This is a genomic window from Cognaticolwellia mytili (assembly GCF_002104475.1).
Taxonomy (GTDB): Bacteria; Pseudomonadota; Gammaproteobacteria; order Enterobacterales; family Alteromonadaceae; genus Cognaticolwellia; species Cognaticolwellia mytili.
Genome location: NZ_NBOF01000005.1, coordinates 246,782 through 264,954, shown reverse-complemented (window position 1 = coordinate 264,954; position 18,173 = coordinate 246,782). Strand labels below are relative to the sequence as shown.

The following is an 18,173-nucleotide window of genomic DNA, read 5'->3' as shown; positions in this document are numbered from 1 at the left end:
TTAATAGGTAGAGTAAAAATAATGTTTGATATTGCAAAAAGTGCGGTGTTGGCAAAACAAGCTGCGTTAACCGTTGCTCAGCTAACTAGCCTTGAAAAAAATGACTTATTATTGAAAATGGCTGATGCCATTGTTGCCAGTAGCGCGACAATTATTGTTGAAAACGCAAAAGATATTAAGGCTGGTAGAGCCAAAGGCTTATCGTCAGCGATGCTTGATAGGTTACTGCTCACTGAGCAAGCTATTAACGATATTGCTGACGCTATTCGAGAGATTGTGCGCTTAGATGACCCTATTGGTCATATCAGTAATATGACTTTAAGGCCAAATGGCATACAAGTAGGAAAAATGCGTATTCCATTGGGCGTTATCGCGATGATTTATGAAGCACGTCCTAATGTTACCGCTGAATCGGCCGCGTTATGTTTAAAATCAGGTAATGCCGTGATCTTGCGCGGTGGCTCTGAAGCTATTCATAGTAATATTGCTTTAGCAAAATGTTTACACCAGGTATTAGAGCAAGCCAATATTGATAAAAATTGCATTACTGTCATTCCTGATACCAGTCGTGACGTTATTGAATTATTATTAAAACAACGGGAAACTATTGACTTAGTGATCCCGCGTGGTGGTGAAGGCTTGATACGCTATGTTACTGAGCACAGCCAAATCCCCGTGATTCAACACTTTAAAGGTGTTTGCCACTTATATATTGATAAATATGCTGATGTTGAGAAAGCGCTAAATATATTAGTGAATGGAAAAACTCAACGACCAAGTGCCTGTAACGCGTTAGAAACAGTTTTAGTGCATGGTGATATTGCTGATGAACTGCTACCAAAAATGGCTGCGGCACTGTTACCTGCTCAGGTTAAAGTTCATGCTTGTAGTGAGAGTATTAGCTCTTTTGCTAATGCAGAAATTGCTACTGAAGCCGACTTTCAAGCGGAATACTTAGCACAAGAAATTGCAGTGAAAGTTGTAGCAAATTTTGCGCAGGCTATTGAGCATATTCAAGCCTATAGTTCAGATCATACCGAGGTTATTGTTACGCAAGATACTTCGCGCAGTCAGCGTTTTGTTCGCAGTATTAATTCGTCGGTGGTGATGGTTAATGCGTCTTCACGTTTTTCTGATGGTGGTCAGCTTGGTCTTGGTTCTGAAATTGGTATTTCTACCAGCAAACTACATGCCTATGGACCTATGGGCTTAACGGCATTGACCACTGAAAAATTTGTTGTGTTAGGCGATGGGCAAATTAGAGATTAAGCTTAATTTTTGCATATTGGTAAAGTCAGTGACGATAATAGGTAGTATCGTCGCTGACTTATAATAAGCGGCTTTCATAAGAAGTGGTAATAGTGTCAACTAATGCATTTTATGACGGCTTTTAGTGGGTTTTTGTTTAGGGCTATTCAGTTGTAATCGGTCTGGCCAACGTCCTTGATGCTCTCGCATGCATGATTCTTCACTATCAAAATGTATATTTTGACGCACATTCTTTAGTACAACACCGACTTTCAATAGTTGCTTTTGAATGGTTTGACGTAACTGTTCATCTAACGATGCTTCTTTCATCGCGATAATTTCATCATCAGTTTCAAATACACAGGTCACCACTAAACTCGCCGGGAAGTTGGTATAATTCGCGCGATGCGTTAACCAAGAAAAGCCCTTAACCTCATGCAAAGAGTTTTCGCAAGCGATGGTCAATGCTTTACATACGTTGTTATCGAGCTTTTGTGTGGTTTTGTTAAGTTTCATTATTTACTATCGCTAGTGATGATTTAATTGGATGAATTTTTTCATTAACTGAGTGCTATTGATAGTCGAACAGTTAAATTAATTTGCTTATTCGAACATAACATCAGTTTATAGAGACTATATTTAGGTGTTCTTGCGTTGGTTGGAGTGCCATTTATCTAACTAATTTACTTGTTAACTTGTAAATGATACGAAGTTTGTCTGTAATAATGCAAAAAACGACATTGGTTAAATAACCAATGCCGTCAATATCGTTTGAATTATATTGCCTCGAAGCTAGTGCTAGAGTTTAGCTATTCGCTTCAACAATACGTTTCATATCTGTCATGTAACCACGTAATTCTTTACCAACAACTTCTACTTGGTGGCTACGAATAGCTTCATTAACTTCAATTAAACGCACGTTATCAACACCAGTGTTAGAGGCAGAAAGCCCTTCACCCAATTGCTCTAAGGTTAAGTTACTTGCGTAGTCAGCTAATAACGGTAATGCGGCATGAGTAAATAAGTAATTTCCATATTCAGCAGTATCAGAAATTACAACGTTCATTTCATAAAGTTTGTTACGAGCAATACAGTTGGCAATTAATGGTGTTTCATGCAGAGACTCATAATATGCAGACTCTTCAATAATACCCGCTGCAACCATAGACTCAAACGCTAACTCTACACCGGCTTTGATCATGGCAACCACAAAAATGCCTTTGTCATAATATTCTTGTTCAGTAATTTCTGTGTCGCAATCAGCAGCTAGTTCAAATGACGTTTCCGCTGTTTCTGCGCGCCAATTTAATAAGTTAGCGTCATCATTTGCCCAGTCTTCCATCATAGTTGTAGAGAAGCGACCTTCGATAATATCGTCCATATGCTTTTCAAATAACGGACGTAAAATCACTTTCAACTCTTCAGACATATCAAAAGCTTTAATTTTAGCCGGGTTTGAAAGCCTATCCATCATGTTGGTAATACCACCATGCTTTAAACCTTCAGTAGTGGTTTCAATACCATACTGCAGTAATTTACGAGCGTAAGTAGCATCCATACCTTGGGCAATTAATTGCTTGTGTCCTAATACGGCAGCCGTTTGTAGCATGCCACATAGAATGGTTTGTTCGCCCATTAAGTCAGATTTAACTTCGGCAATGAATGATGATTCAAGAACGCCAGCACGATCACCACCAGTAGCAGAAGCATATGCTTTAGCAATGGCTAAACCGTTACCTTGAGGATCATTTTCAGGATGTACAGCAATTAACGTTGGCACACCAAAACCACGTTTGTATTCTTCACGTACTTCAGTACCCGGACATTTAGGAGCAACCATTACTACGGTAATATCTGGACGCACTTGCATGCCTTCTTCAACAATATTAAAACCGTGTGAATATGAAAGTGTCGCACCTTGCTTCATTAACGGCATAACTGCGCTAACGGCAGATGTATGCTGTTTATCAGGCGTTAAATTAAGTACTAAATCAGCTTGTGGAATTAATTCTTGGTAACTACCAACCGTAAAACCATTCTCGCTAGCCCATTGATAAGACTGACGCTTTTCTGCAATGGCAGCGTCACGTAAAGCATAAGAAATATTCAAGCCAGAATCACGCATATTCAAGCCTTGGTTCAGGCCCTGAGCACCACAACCAACGATGACAATATTCCAATCTTTAATAAAATTACAACCGTCGCTGAATTCTTCACGTTGCATAAAGCGACATTTGCCTAATTGTGATAATTTCTCACGCAAACTTAAAGTATTGAAATAGTTAGCCATCTTGCTCTCCTGTACTTGGCTATAGACCAAGGAATCTTAATAAAGTTATCAATTTTATGATGTGAGCAATATCCTAACGCAAATTTATTGTTGCTTAAAATGATATATTTGCATTGCAGTGTTGCGAAAAACGCAATACTGTATTGGCAACTACTGCAAAATAAGCGTTGTTAGTCAATTTAAGGTCGAGTATGGAATTTAAGTCATTACGCATGTTTGTTGATTTGGCAAAATCACTTCATTTTGGTAAAACTGCCGAATTGCATCATGTTAGCCCATCAACGCTAAGTCGTGCTATTCAACGCTTGGAATTGGAACTTGGCAGCTCTTTGCTGCATCGAGATAACCGTACTGTGGTACTTAGCGAAGCGGGTAAACAATTCCGTCAATTTGCTGAGCAACAGCTTGAACAGTGGCAAATGTTGCAATTGTCGCTAAATCAAAAGCAGGCAGAGCTACAAGGTAAATTACATATTTACTGTTCTGTTACCGCGGCTTACAGCCATTTGCCACCGCTGCTTGAACGCTTTCGACAGCAACACCCATTAGTAGAAATAATGCTTACCACCGGTGATGCTGCGGACGCCTTAGAGCAAGTCGAAAAACAAGCGGTTGATTTTGCCATTGCTGCCAGACCTGAGCAATTATCGCGAATTTTCACCTTTCACCATTTGGCTGAAATTCCATTGTCGGTGATTGCACCGACCATGGTTTGCCAAGTCCAACAGCAAATTCAAAGTGATTTTATTTGGTCTGATGTACCGATTATTTTGCCTGAGCATGGCGCGGCACGTAAACGTTTTGAATATTGGTTTCGTAAAAAACAGCAAGGTAAAGCCAATATTTATGCAACAGTTTCTGGCCATGAAGCCCTTGTCAGTATGGTGGCTTTAGGTTGTGGTGTCGGTATTGTGCCGCGCGTTGTGGTAGAAAACAGCCCAGTGAAAGACCGCGTGCAGTACCTAGAAAACGTGGGGGCAATTGAACCCTTTGATCTTGGTGTTTGTTGCTTGAATCAAAGTAAAGATCAGCCAGTGATAAAGGCTTTTTTTGATGCTATTCAATAGATAAACGGAAGTGGCTTACGTGTGTTAAAGCGTAATGGCATCAGTTAAATGGCGCAGTATTCTGTCCATGGCACGGTAAGACAACGCTTCGATAAGGTGTTTACGTTCAATGTTTTCTAACGCTTCCATGTCGGCTAGAGTACGGGCAATTTTTAAAATTTTATGGTGTGCTCGAGTTGATAAATTCAACTTTTCAATAGCAAGCTCTAAAAACTCATTATCTTCAGCGTCAAGTTGACAAACTATCCGTAACTCAGCACTGCTAAGCTGGGCATTAGCTTTGTTTTGTCGCTGCATTTGTCGCTGATGGCATTGATGAACTCGTTGTTGGATGACATAGCTAGACTCACCTTTTTCAGTGCTATTGGCCCACATGCCTTTCGGTAATCGAGTGACTTCAATTTGTATATCGATACGGTCGAGAAAGGGGCCTGAAAGCCGATTCAAATAGCGAAGTACCTGTTCAGGCGTGCTACGTTTATCATTGTAAAAACCTGTTGGACTAGGATTCATCGCAGCAACCAATTGAAATTGAGCCGGAAAAGTTTGCTTCACTAAGGCTCGTGAAATGGTGACTTCTCCAGATTCCATTGGTTCTCGTAAGACATCAAGCACTTTGCGCTCAAATTCAGGTAGCTCATCAAGAAATAATACCCCATTGTGGGCGAGTGAAATTTCACCGGGTTGCGGGTGACTGCCGCCGCCAACCAAAGCGGCAGATGACGCTGTGTGGTGTGGTGCTCGAAAAGGCCGTGTTAGCCAAGAATCAGGGTTAACACTTTTGTGGCAGATAGATTGAATGGCTGCGCTATCAAGGGCTTCTTGTTCAGTCATTGGCGGTAAAATTCCCGGTAAGCGACTGGCTAACATCGTTTTTCCTGTACCTGGAGGACCAATGAACAGCAAATTGTGACCACCGCTTGCGGCAATTTCCAATGCGCGTTTAGCCAAGGGCTGACCGACAACATCGGCGATATCATACTGGCAATTTATCGTTGGGTTATGGCTCAATGTTGTTTCAACAAAAGGTAAGGTTTGCTGCTTGAGAAAGTGTGGAAATAGTTGAGTCAAATGCGACAAGCTCAGTATTTTTGTTTGTTTCACCCAACTTGCTTGCTCGGCATTTTCACTGGGGATCACAAGCGTTCGGTCACTTTGTTTACACGCCATTGCCATGGGAATTTCACCTATGATTGGCCTTAATTCACCTGATAATGCGAGCTCGCCAGCAAATTCGTATTGTTGCAAGTCGGTATCGGGCAGTTGTGATGCTGCGGCTAAAATGCCAATTGCAATGGGGAGATCAAAGCGTCCGCCTTCCTTGGGTAAGTCAGCTGGCGCTAAATTAACGGTGATGCGCTTGGCGGGAAATTCATAGCCACAGTTGATGATGGCGCTACGTACGCGATCTTTTGCTTCTCGTACCGATGTTTCTGGTAAACCCACGATGTTGAACGCCGGTAAGCCGTTTGCTAAGTGCACTTCGACAGTGACTAACGGTGATTCGAGTCCTATTCGGGCTCGACTATAAACACAAGCTAAGGCCATAAAAATCCATTTTAAGTGTGCCAAGTTATCAGGGAATTGTAGTCAAAGAATGGTGTTTGTGCGAAAAACAAGTTATTTAATATTTGGTAAAACTGAAGTGGTTATAACTAATAAAATAAAGTGACTAAAAAAAACTATAACAAAAATGCTTGCGTTAAGGATTAGAGCTATGGTACTAATTTAAATAGGCTGAAAACAGCAAATCTATTTTTAATAAATTTACATAAAAAGTATATAAAAATGCAAAAAAATAGCTCAGTGATTATTAACATTCTCGTCGTGGTGATTATTAAATCATCGCGGGGTTGTTTGTTGAGCTAAAGAAAAACTTTTAAAATAACAAACCCCTCGCTCTGAAAAGACCGGGGGGTTTGTCGTTTCAGAGATAAATAAATTGCGTAAAGCGCTTTGGCATCATTTACTTTGGCAAGAAAGCTGACAAATTATAATTTATTGCAGCTGCTTTCTAAAAATGAATGGTTTTTGAATAAAAAAGTAATTGGAAAGTTGAAACAAACATGGCGACAGAAAAAAAATTAACTGGCGGAAGCTTACTATTTAATGTCTTGGAACAGCATGGCGTTGAGCATGTTTTTGGTTACCCAGGCGGCGCCATTATGCCAATTTATGACGCTTTGTATGATAGTAACGTTGAGCATTTTTTGTGTCGACATGAGCAAGGGGCAGCTTTTTCTGCTGTTGGTTATGCTAGAGCCTCTGGCAAGGTTGGCGTTTGTTTTGCCACCTCAGGCCCCGGAGCAACCAATTTAATTACTGGCTTGGCTGACGCACTTGCTGACTCAATTCCTGTTGTTGCGATAACCGGACAAGTGGCGACCTCAGCGATGGGCTCTGATGCTTTCCAAGAGATAGATATTTTCGGTTTGTCGTTGGCATGTACTAAACATTCTTTCCAAGTGACTGACATTAACGATTTAGCGAAAGTATTGCACCAAGCTTTTGCTATTGCATTAGAAGGTCGACAAGGACCGGTATTAGTTGATATTCCAAAGGATATTCAACTAGCAGAAGTTAACGGTTGCTTAGATAAATTAGTGAGTTTGAAAAATAAAGTTAAATTGCCACCAGCCAATGTTGGAAGTGCGATTGCATTATTGAATCAAGCAAAACAACCAGTGTTATACGTTGGTGGTGGTGTGGGTATGGCCAATGCTGTTGATGAATTAAGAGAGTTCGCTAGCATAACGGGTGTGCCGAGCGTTTCAACGTTGAAAGGTTTAGGTGCTATTGACCCAGAAGATGAAAACTATTTAGGCATGTTAGGCATGCATGGTACTAAAGCGGCAAATTTGGCGGTTCAACAGTGTGATTTATTGATTGCAGTCGGCGCGCGTTTTGATGACCGAGTTACTGGCAAGTTAAATGAATTTGCACCGAATGCGAAAGTGATTCATTTTGATATCGATACCGCTGAAATTAATAAACGTAGAGTAGCTGATGCAGCGATACTAGGTGATTTAAAAGTGAATTTACCTGCCTTAGCTATCCCGTTATCAATTGCTACTTGGCAAGATAAATGTCAGCAGATGAAAGTTGATTTTGCTTGGGATTACAACCACCCTGGGGAGTCGATTTTTGCTCCTGCAGTGCTGAAAGAAGTTAGCGATAAAATGCCGAAAAATACCTGTGTAACTACTGATGTTGGTCAACACCAAATGTGGGCTGCACAGCATATGTTATTTGATGATCCAAGTAACTTTTTAACCAGTGGCGGTATGGGGACTATGGGCTTTGGCGTACCTGCGGCGGTTGGTGCTCAAGTTAGTCGACCAACCGATTGTATAGTTGCTGTATCGGGTGATGGTTCATTTATGATGAATGTGCAAGAGCTTTCCACGATCAAGCGTTTTCAGTTGCCGGTTAAAATTGTTCTTATTGATAATGCTAAATTAGGCATGGTGCGACAATGGCAAGATTTATTCTTTAATGGCCGATTAAGTGAAACTGATTTAGCCGATAATCCTGATTTTGTTATGCTAGCGAATGCATTTGATATTAAAGCAAAGTTGATCTCAAAAAAATCGGAAGTGAGCGATGCCATTGAAGATATGATGAACCATGATGGCCCGTATTTGTTGCAAGTAAAAATAAATGCCCAAGATAATGTTTGGCCGCTAGTACCGCCGAATACTGCCAATGATAAAATGATGGAGAGTACGTAAATGAACAATTACCAATTGATGATCAAAGCAGATGACAAGCAAGTGGTACTTGAGCGTATTTTACAAGTGGCTCGCTATCGTGGTTTTTTAATCTCAGGTATTCATGCACAAGTTAATACCGGCACCAATATTGGCACCATTGAATTATTGGTCAGAAGTGAGCGGCCAATCGAACTTTTAGTGGATCAAATAAATAAACTAATCGACATCAAAGAAGTCAAGGTAGACAATAGTGCATCGCAGCAATGTATAGCATAATGCTGGGTTAAAATTTACCGCAACAAGCAATAAAAACTAAATCAGAAAATGCTGGTTAACCAGCGTGGTTTGATTGAGATAAAACAAAATTTAGGAATAGAAATGGCTAAAGTTAATGCAGAACTAATTTGGTTTAATGGTGAACTCATGCCGTGGCAGAACGCTACAGTACATGTAATGAGCCATGCACTACATTATGGTTCATCAGTTTTTGAAGGTATTCGTGCTTACAATACGCATAAAGGTACATGTATTTTCCGTTTAGAAGAGCACATTAAGCGCTTATTTGATTCGGCGAAAATCTACCGTATGAACATTCCTTTTACAGAAGAAGAAGTGATTCAAGCGTGTAAAGATGCCGTAGTTAAAAACAATTTAAAGTCAGCTTATTTACGTCCGTTAGCATTTTTAGGCGATATTGGTATGGGTCTTCGTCCACCAATTGACGCTGTAGCTGACGTTATGATTGCTGCATTTAGCTGGGAAGCTTATTTAGGTGCTGATGCTATTGAAAATGGTGTTGAAGTTGGTGTATCAAGCTGGAATCGCTTAGCGCCAAATACTATGCCTACAGCGGCTAAAGCTGGCGGTAACTACTTGTCTTCACAGTTGATTTCTACTGAAGCAGCTCGTCACGGTTATGCTGAAGGCGTTGCCCTAGACGTGAATAACATGGTGAGTGAAGGTGCAGGCCAGAACTTATTCTTGATCCGTAAAGGTGTTATTTATACTCCTCCAGGAACAGCTTCAATTTTACAAGGTTTAACCCGTGATACGGTATTTTTCCTTGCTGAGCAATTAGGTTATGAAGTACGTGAAGAGCCGATTTCTCGCGAGTCTTTATACCTAGCCGATGAATTCTTCATGTGTGGTACCGCGACTGAAGTAGTGCCAGTGAAATCAGTAGATGGAATGCCAGTAGGTGATGGTTCTCGAGGACCAATTACTAAAGCACTTCAAGAAGCCTTTTTTGGTATTTTTGACGGTACTACTGAAGTACCAGAAGGTTGGTTAGACAACGTAGAATAATGTTCGATTAAATTCAGTGCTCGCTGATTTATAGCCTAGCTACGTGTTCCGCGTAGCGGGCTAATTTAACCTCTCGAACTTGGTCATTTAGCTTATTTGTATAAATGATTTTGCAACTTCGGCATTAACTGCATTTTGTTGTTCAAATTAAATTATTTTAAAAGATCATTCAGATAGTGTTTTTTTAAAATAACAAATACAAAACTTATAATATTAAAACTTAACGCATTTAGGGAATTTGTCATGCCAAAATTACGCTCAGCAACCTCGACTCAAGGCCGAAATATGGCAGGCGCGCGTGCGCTCTGGCGTGCAACAGGTATGACGGATGGCGATTTTGGCAAACCTATTATTGCTGTAGTTAATTCTTTTACGCAGTTTGTCCCTGGCCATGTACATTTAAAAGATATGGGGCAATTAGTTGCTGGCGCTATTGAAGAAGCTGGCGGAGTTGCTAAAGAGTTTAATACCATCGCTGTTGATGATGGTATCGCCATGGGCCATAGCGGTATGCTTTATAGTTTACCGTCTCGCGACTTAATTGCTGACTCAGTAGAGTATATGGTAAATGCCCATTGCGCTGATGCTATGGTGTGTATTTCAAACTGTGACAAAATCACCCCTGGCATGTTAATGGCAGCTATGCGCTTAAATATTCCGGTGATTTTTGTTTCAGGCGGACCAATGGAAGCAGGTAAAACTAAGCTTTCAGATCAAATTATCAAACTAGATTTAGTTGATGCCATGATCCAAGGCGCAGATCCAAAAGTATCTGACGAGCAATCCGATCAAGTTGAACGCTCTGCCTGTCCAACCTGCGGTTCTTGTTCTGGCATGTTCACCGCAAATTCAATGAACTGTTTAGCTGAAGCGTTAGGGTTAGCCTTACCGGGTAACGGTTCAATGTTGGCAACTCATGCTGACAGGGAACAGCTATTTTTAGACGCTGGTAAACAAATTGTTGAATTAACTAAACGTTACTATCAACAAAACGACGAGTCAGCATTGCCACGCAATATCGCTAACAAAGACTCTTTCTCAAATGCCATGTGTTTAGATATTGCTATGGGCGGTTCAACTAATACTATTTTGCATTTACTCGCGACAGCACAAGAAGCTGAAATAGATTACACCATGGCAGATATGGATAAACTATCACGTATTGTGCCTCAGCTTTGTAAAGTTGCACCATCGACACCTGAGTATCATATGGAAGATGTCCATCGTGCTGGTGGTGTTATTGCTATTTTGGGCGAACTAGCCCGTGCTAATTTATTAACTACAGATGTGCCAAATGTTTTGGGTACCACGTTAGCTGATGTTATCGCCAAATATGACATTAAAGTTACGGAGGATGAAGCGGTTAAAAAATTCTATCGTGCAGGTCCTGCTGGCATTCGTACCACAAAAGCCTTTAGCCAAGATTGTCGTTGGGACACCTTGGATGATGACCGAGCTAATGGCTGTATTCGTAGTATTGATCATGCTTTTTCAACCGAAGGCGGCTTAGCGGTACTTTCAGGTAATATTGCCGTTGATGGCTGTGTTGTTAAAACTGCAGGCGTGAGTGACGATAATTTAGTATTTACCGGTCCTGCTCATATATTTGAAAGCCAAGACGCTGCCGTAGCAGGTATTTTAGAAGGCAAGGTTGTTGCTGGCGAAGTGGTGGTAATTCGTTACGAAGGCCCTAAAGGCGGACCTGGCATGCAAGAAATGCTTTACCCAACCACTTACTTAAAATCTATGGGCTTAGGTAAGGCCTGTGCGCTATTAACTGACGGTCGATTTTCTGGTGGTACATCAGGTTTATCGATCGGTCATGTATCACCTGAAGCTGCTGATGGCGGTACGATTGCCTTAGTTGAGCAAGGTGACATTATTCATATTGATATTCCTACTCGCGAAATTACACTGCAAGTGTCGACTGAAGAATTGGCGGCGCGTCGTACCGCGATGGAAGCTAAAGGCAAGAAAGCTTGGCAACCCGCTGATCGTGTTCGCCCAATTAGTTATGCATTGAAAAACTACGCAATGCTAGCAACCAGTGCCGATAAAGGCGCAGTTCGCAATAGAGCCTTACTTGATGGCTTGGTGGAAAAATAATAATGTCGCAGCATAAATTGAAAAATTACGCACTCAATCCAGTTAAAGCAACCAGTGCTGACAAAGGTGCAGTGAGAAACAGAACTTTACTTGACGGTTTGGTAGAAAAATAATGACTGAAACTGAGCAGCAGACATTAGTTAAAGATAAGGCTTTGCAAGGGCAAGCGCTTGATTACTTACGTCGAATATTATTAGCACCTGTTTATGATGTTGCTATTGAGTCTGATTTAACGCCGTTAACTAAGCTATCCTCACGCTTAGGAAATAAAATATTCCTTAAGCGTGAAGATCAACAACCGGTGCATTCTTTTAAATTACGTGGTGCTTACAATAAGTTAATTAATTTATCTGAGCAGCAATGCTTACATGGTGTAATGGCTGCATCTGCAGGTAATCATGCTCAAGGGTTAGCATTAGCAGCGCATAAGCTTGGTATTAAAGCGACTATTGTTATGCCAATTACTACACCTGATATTAAAGTTGATAATGTTAGGCGTTTTGGCGCAGAAGTACGCTTAGTTGGTAAAAGTTTTAATGAGGCGCAGCAAGCTTCTGTTGAGTACGCAGAAGCTGAAAGTAAAACTTTGATTCACCCTTTTGATGACCCTGACGTTATTGCAGGCCAAGGTACCGTAGCGAAAGAGTTATTGCAGCAACAACCCAATACTGAGGTGGTTTTTGTGCCCGTAGGTGGTGGTGGGCTATTAGCGGGTATGGCTGTTTATTTAAAGCAGTTGCAGCCTAATATTAAAGTAATTGGTGTTGAAGCTGAAGATTCGGCGTGTTTAAAATCTGCGTTAATTGCAGGTAAGCCAGTAGATCTAGCACAGGTGGGGTTATTTGCCGATGGTGTCGCAGTTAAGCGCATTGGTGAGCATACATTCGATTTAATTAAGAACTACTGTGATGATGTCATTACGGTATCTACCGATGAAATTTGTACATCAATTAAAGATATTTTTGAGCAGACTCGGGTGATTTCTGAACCCGCAGGTGCATTATCCTTAGCTGGATTACAAAAATATTGCCAAACGAGTCAAGGTGACGAAGCTTTGGTAGCGGTGCTTTCTGGCGCTAATATGAACTTCCATACCTTGCGCTATATTTCAGAACGCTGCGAATTGGGTGAACAAAAAGAAGCTGTGTTTTCTGTTAAAATTCCGGAAGAAAAGGGCAGCTTTAGAAGGTTTTGTCAAGCACTTGCCGGTAGAGTAATCACCGAGTTTAACTATCGCTATGTCGATAGAGCTAATACTTCTACACGTGTGCAACAAGCTAATATCTTCGTTGGAGCAAGATTAGGCGGTGAAGCCAATGACAGAGAGCAGCTGATAGAAAGCTTGCAAGAGCAAGGCTATGAGTTAACAGACTTTACTGAAAATGAGTTAGCAAAAGTACATGTTAGGTACATGATCGGTGGTAAAAATACATCATCGTCACAAGAGCGTATTTTCCGGTTTCAGTTTCCTGAATACCCTGGTGCTCTAGAAAACTTTTTAGACACACTTGGCGAACACTGGAACATTACATTATTTCATTACCGTAATCACGGTGCTGCGTTTGGCCAAGTATTAGCGGGTTTTGAAGTTAAGCAAGTACAAGAAAATGAGTTCTTTACTCATTTGAAAGCTCTAGGTTATGAGTGGCAGGAAGAAACTGATAATAAGGCGTATCAAGACTTTTTAACCTGATTACCATCACTGTCAACAGTAATACTCATTTTAAAGAAAGCAGCTTATAGCTGCTTTTTTTGTCAAACCATCAATATTCATCAATATTCAACTTCATATTAGTCTAGGAATACTTGAGAATAACGCTGCTGTCGACGGCATTTAGGTAAATTAAAATTAAGTTATCAGTAAGGAAAACAATTATGACATTAGGCAAACATATTAGAGCGCTAAGAAATGCTCAAGGATTAAGTCAACCAGAACTGGCTAGTTTAGCTAACATCGAACAGTCTTATCTTTCTAAACTAGAGAATGATAAGTCATTGCCATCAAATGATATTTTTAGACAGTTGTTAAGTGCTCTCGCACTTTCTTTAAATGATTTTTTAGCGGATTTAGATAATCATTATCTCAACAATAATTTAAAACAAATTCCAGATATTGAACATTGGTTATTAAAGAATGAACAAAAAAATGCGAACCACCAACGCCGGTATTTATATAGCGCGAGTTTTCTTATTGTATTTGCTGTCACTTGTTTTTATGCCGGTTTCAGTAAAATGATATTTTCGGATGTGATGTATCAATATGAATCGTCAGGTGTTGTATTACCTGATGAACCAAATAATATCTTTGCTAACTGGCGTCGATTGCTAGATAGAACCCAACCAGATCATCATACCGCGATAGCTAAAAAGGAACTTGAAATTGAAAAACGTAAAGATGAAAAAATATATCTGTCGAATGAGGACATAGGTGAACAGTTTATTCAACAGGTTGAAGGTGGCCGTCGTTTCTATCGATTTGATAAAAAGAAGCTTGTTCCGCAGCAAATAAATGGCTGGTTACAAATTATCGGGGTGCTCCTCTTTAGCGCAGGAATAATGGGCTTTGTTTTGGAGAGAAAACTGTCTAAATGAAGATGTTAATCAACATTAGTAAGCAAGCCTTTAGTTTGTTACTAACGATATTATGCTTGCTGGTAGTTTTTCGGTTGCTCAGGCAATTGAACTCAGTACCGAGCACAATTCTGGCAGCAAGATCACTACACCTGGATATATAAATTCATTGTTGAGCATGACAATGAAATTGCAATGCCCATCAAACAGCATAAATTACTACTATAATTTAATATTAAAACTGAAAGCGAGAATGCGTATAACTGCTTATGTATTCTCGTTATTTGATATTAATGTTTCTAACTCTGCCACTTTCACTTCAAGTGCTGTCAATTTAGCACGTGTTTTGATTAATACTTGCGTTTGCACGTCAAATTCTTCACGAGTTACTACGTCAAGTTGAGATAGTTTACGTTGTAAAACAACCTTAGTTTTATCTTCCATCTCATTAGCAAAATCTTTTAAGCCAGCAGGAATTGAATCAGTTACTTGCTTGGCAATATCTTCTATTTTCTTGGCGTTAATCATCACAATCTTCTTAATTGATAAGCTATGGCGTTATTGTAACCAATATATTGGGACTTGATAATAAGATCGCGAATAAAGAATGTAAGAAATTAGCCAACTTGCAGAAAGTTGATGTTGTCTTGCCTTAAAAGCAGGTAAAATTGGCGGCCGATCACCTTATTCACAAATTTGAGTTACAACGTAGCAATGAAATTAAACCCAGGTCAAAACGAAGCAAAAAAATATGTTAGCGGTCCATGTTTAGTATTAGCAGGCGCTGGTAGTGGTAAAACTGGGGTTATCTGTCAGAAAATTGCCTACTTAATTCAAAATTGTGGATATAAAGCTAAGAATATTGCTGCAGTAACTTTTACCAATAAAGCAGCACGTGAAATGAAAGAGCGTGTGATCAAAATGATGGATAAGTCGCAAACACGTGGCTTAACTGTTTGTACATTTCACTCTTTAGGTTTAGATATTATTCGTCGAGAATTGAAAACTTTAGGTTATAAGCCTGGTTTTACATTGTTTGATGATCAAGACACCCTAGCGCTATTGAAAGAGCTGACTCAAGAACAACTTGATGGCGATAAAGACTTACTAAATAAATTGCAGACAATGATTTCGAATTGGAAGAATGAATTGTTATTACCTGATGCCGCAATTAAACAAGCTAGTGATGCCGATACTATTCTCTATGCTGAGTTTTACGCCATGTATCAAAAACATATGAAAGCGTATAACGCGCTAGATTTTGATGATTTAATTCTAATTCCAACTTTGCTATTACGAAATTTCCCTGAAGTACGCATACGTTGGCAGCAAAAAATTCAATATATGCTAGTAGATGAATATCAAGATACTAACGCTAGTCAGTATGAACTCGTTAAGTTAATCACTGGTGAGAAAGGCTTGTTGACTGTAGTAGGTGATGATGACCAGTCGATATACTCTTGGCGTGGTGCTAAACCACAAAACTTAGTGCTATTAGGGCAAGATTATCCAAATCTTAAGCTGATAAAGCTTGAACAAAACTATCGCTCTAGTGGTCGTATTCTAAAATGTGCCAATATCCTCATTGCTAATAATCCTCATGTTTATGATAAGGCCTTGTTTAGTGAACTAAATTACGGTGTTGAACTACGGGTACTGCAAACTAAAAATGAAGAGCATGAAGTTGAACGAGTGGTCGGTGAATTAATCGGCCATCGTTTTTTGAATAAAAGTAAATTTAAAGATTACGCGATTTTATACCGGGGAAATCATCAATCACGTTTACTTGAAAAAGCCTTAATGACCAACCGTATTCCCTATAAGATTAATGGCGGTACGTCATTTTTCTCACGCTCTGAAATCAAAGACATGATGGCGTTTTTAAGGGTATTGGTGAATCCAGATGATGATAATGGCTTTCTTCGTATTGTTAACGTACCACGACGAGAAATAGGGCCAACAACCTTAGAAAAACTAGGTAGCTATGCCAATATGCGACAAATTAGTATGTTTGCCGCTAGTTTTGAACTGGGTTTAGAGCAGCATCTTAGTGGCCGTGGTTTGGCAAGTGTACAGCGATTTACCCGTTGGTTAGTTGAAACAGCTGATCACGCTGAACGTGGTGAAACTGCAACCGTGTTGCGCTCTATGGTACGTGAGATTAACTACGAAGATTGGTTATACGACACTTCTCCTAGTGCAAAAGCTGCAGAAATGCGTATGAAAAATGTCACTCAACTGTTTAGTTGGATAACTCAAATGCTTGAAGGTGATGATGACGAAGAACCGATGACTTTGCCTCAGGTTGTTACCCGGTTAACCTTGCGCGATATGATGGAACGTAATGAAGATGAAGAAGATACTGATCAGGTGCAATTGATGACGTTACATGCATCGAAAGGTCTAGAGTTTCCTTACGTATTTTTAATTGGCATGGAAGAAGGTTTATTGCCGCATCAAACCAGTATGGATGAAGGTAACGTTGAAGAAGAGCGTCGTTTAGCTTATGTTGGCATTACTCGAGCACAAAAAGAGCTGATATTCACTTACGCTAGAGAGCGCCGTCAATACGGTGAAGTATCACGTACAGAAGCAAGCCGGTTTTTGCACGAATTACCACAAGATGACTTAAGTTGGGAGTTAACTCAAACCAAGCAAAGCATTGAAAAGAAGCAGGCTACTGCAAAAATGGGTGTGGCGAATCTACGAGAGATGCTGAAAAAGAAATAACAAAGCGCGTTTTCGTGTGATTATATAAATTTTGTTTTATTTTGTTTTATTTTGTTAGCATTTTCAACAGTGACGACTAACCTTTAGTTATAATTTTTAAGTAATTATTAAGCATATGGTGAGATGAAAGGATGATAAGACGTACAACATCAGAAATCATGTTACTTGTTTTAAGTGGCATATCTGCAGTTTTAATATCTCCTTTCGTTTATCTGCGTTATACCGATAATGATTTTATTGTCGCCGCCATTGATGCTCTAATTATTTTGACTCTCGCGTGTTTTTTTATCTTTGTTTATAAAACAGGAAAAGTTGAAAAAGCTAAGTTATCACTAGCTACTTTTTTAGCTATTGCTATTACGACTCTCGTTGTCATTCGGGGAAATACGCACCTATATTGGTTGTATCCAGCGATTATTGCTTTTTATTATATTCTTCCAGAACGATTAGCAGGTCTTATATGTTTAGTGGCGATTATTATCATTTCAATACGAGTTTTTCCTGCTGTTAGTGTCATTGATTTTTTTACCATCACATTATCATTATCACTGACGTCTATTCTTTCGTATATGATTTTTAGAAACTATCGTAAAACCAATGAGCAATTAACTTTATTGGCTACCATAGACCCATTAACCTTGAGTGGTAATCGACGAGCCTTAGATGAGAAGTTATCGATTATTCTTGCAGACCAACGACGTCAGGCATCTAAAGTATCATTGCTTTTATTCGATCTAGACCTATTCAAAAAAATTAATGATTGTCACGGTCATGCTATTGGAGATCAAATACTTATTGAAGTTTCCACACTTATTAAAAGTCACACTCGAGCATTAGATGCATTATTTCGTTACGGTGGCGAAGAGTTTATTATTGTGCCGCTCAAGGTTGATTTGGCGGAAGCAGTGACTATTGCTGAAAAGTTACGAATATTAGTGGCAGAGCATAAGTTCGTTGGTCATATTTCATTAACAATTTCAATCGGAGTTGCAGAATATCGGGCGGGTGAACCTGCTGAGTCATGGATAGAACGTGCTGATGCTGCATTATATAAAGCCAAAGATTTTGGGCGTAATCAAGTGGTTGCAGAGTTAATGGCTAATACTAATAACGTCACGTAATGTAGAGCGGCATCCCCTCTTG

Annotated in this window: 14 protein-coding genes; 10 read left to right on the top strand and 4 right to left on the bottom strand. The window is 39.8% G+C overall.

Annotated features, from left to right (window positions below; all coding sequences use genetic code 11):
* Nucleotides 1-18: 18 nt before the first annotated feature.
* Nucleotides 19-1,269: a glutamate-5-semialdehyde dehydrogenase gene (locus B7C41_RS16825; protein ID WP_085300299.1), complete on the top strand. Its 1,251-nt coding sequence runs from the start codon at nucleotides 19-21 to the stop codon at nucleotides 1,267-1,269.
* A 99-nt stretch (nucleotides 1,270-1,368) separates the two neighbouring features.
* Here B7C41_RS16825 and B7C41_RS16820 read toward each other — a convergent pair whose 3' ends face one another.
* Together B7C41_RS16820 and ilvC are read right to left on the bottom strand one after the other, a co-directional pair.
* Entirely contained in the window at nucleotides 1,369-1,764 is a 396-nt protein-coding gene (locus tag B7C41_RS16820) for a Fis family transcriptional regulator (protein ID WP_085300116.1), read from the bottom strand.
* Between the two features lie 289 nt (nucleotides 1,765-2,053).
* On the bottom strand, nucleotides 2,054-3,538 hold the full coding sequence (gene ilvC, locus B7C41_RS16815) for a ketol-acid reductoisomerase (protein WP_085300115.1): 1,485 nt from the start codon (nucleotides 3,536-3,538) through the stop codon (nucleotides 2,054-2,056).
* Nucleotides 3,539-3,729: 191 nt separating this feature from the next.
* Here ilvC and ilvY point away from each other — a divergent pair, with 191 nt between their 5' ends.
* The gene (gene ilvY / locus B7C41_RS16810) at nucleotides 3,730-4,605 is read left to right on the top strand and encodes an HTH-type transcriptional activator IlvY (protein ID WP_085300114.1); all 876 of its coding nucleotides are present in this window, start codon (nucleotides 3,730-3,732) and stop codon (nucleotides 4,603-4,605) included.
* Between the two features lie 24 nt (nucleotides 4,606-4,629).
* On the opposite strand, the gene B7C41_RS16805 is transcribed toward ilvY, so the two are convergent.
* On the bottom strand, nucleotides 4,630-6,153 hold the full coding sequence (locus tag B7C41_RS16805; RefSeq protein WP_085300113.1) for a YifB family Mg chelatase-like AAA ATPase: 1,524 nt from the start codon (nucleotides 6,151-6,153) through the stop codon (nucleotides 4,630-4,632).
* A 518-nt stretch (nucleotides 6,154-6,671) separates the two neighbouring features.
* On the opposite strand from B7C41_RS16805, the gene ilvG reads away from it, so the two are divergent.
* From ilvG to B7C41_RS16775, 6 genes are all read left to right on the top strand, one after another.
* On the top strand, nucleotides 6,672-8,336 hold the full coding sequence (gene ilvG, locus B7C41_RS16800) for an acetolactate synthase 2 catalytic subunit (protein ID WP_085300112.1): 1,665 nt from the start codon (nucleotides 6,672-6,674) through the stop codon (nucleotides 8,334-8,336).
* Nucleotides 8,337-8,594 (top strand): acetolactate synthase 2 small subunit, encoded by a 258-nt coding sequence (gene ilvM / locus B7C41_RS16795; protein WP_085300111.1) that lies wholly within the window; start codon nucleotides 8,337-8,339, stop codon nucleotides 8,592-8,594.
* 102 nt (nucleotides 8,595-8,696) lie between these two features.
* Nucleotides 8,697-9,623, top strand: coding sequence for a branched-chain amino acid transaminase (locus B7C41_RS16790; RefSeq protein ID WP_085300298.1), 927 nt, complete (start codon nucleotides 8,697-8,699; stop codon nucleotides 9,621-9,623).
* Nucleotides 9,624-9,866: 243 nt separating this feature from the next.
* Nucleotides 9,867-11,729, top strand: coding sequence for a dihydroxy-acid dehydratase (gene ilvD, locus B7C41_RS16785; protein ID WP_085300110.1), 1,863 nt, complete (start codon nucleotides 9,867-9,869; stop codon nucleotides 11,727-11,729).
* Nucleotides 11,730-11,841: 112 nt separating this feature from the next.
* A complete protein-coding gene (gene ilvA / locus B7C41_RS16780; protein ID WP_085300109.1) occupies nucleotides 11,842-13,422 on the top strand; it encodes a threonine ammonia-lyase, biosynthetic in 1,581 nt (526 codons plus the stop codon).
* Between the two features lie 182 nt (nucleotides 13,423-13,604).
* Nucleotides 13,605-14,321 carry a helix-turn-helix domain-containing protein gene (locus B7C41_RS16775; RefSeq protein WP_085300108.1) on the top strand — a complete coding sequence of 239 codons (717 nt, stop codon included), beginning with the start codon at nucleotides 13,605-13,607 and terminating at the stop codon, nucleotides 14,319-14,321.
* Between the two features lie 246 nt (nucleotides 14,322-14,567).
* On the opposite strand, the gene ubiK is transcribed toward B7C41_RS16775, so the two are convergent.
* On the bottom strand, nucleotides 14,568-14,828 hold the full coding sequence (ubiK, locus tag B7C41_RS16770; protein ID WP_085300107.1) for a ubiquinone biosynthesis accessory factor UbiK: 261 nt from the start codon (nucleotides 14,826-14,828) through the stop codon (nucleotides 14,568-14,570).
* Between the two features lie 186 nt (nucleotides 14,829-15,014).
* Here ubiK and rep point away from each other — a divergent pair, with 186 nt between their 5' ends.
* Nucleotides 15,015-17,030 (top strand): DNA helicase Rep, encoded by a 2,016-nt coding sequence (gene rep, locus B7C41_RS16765; protein ID WP_085300106.1) that lies wholly within the window; start codon nucleotides 15,015-15,017, stop codon nucleotides 17,028-17,030.
* 131 nt (nucleotides 17,031-17,161) lie between these two features.
* Nucleotides 17,162-18,151: a GGDEF domain-containing protein gene (locus B7C41_RS16760; RefSeq protein WP_085300105.1), complete on the top strand. Its 990-nt coding sequence runs from the start codon at nucleotides 17,162-17,164 to the stop codon at nucleotides 18,149-18,151.
* Nucleotides 18,152-18,173: the final 22 nt, after the last annotated feature.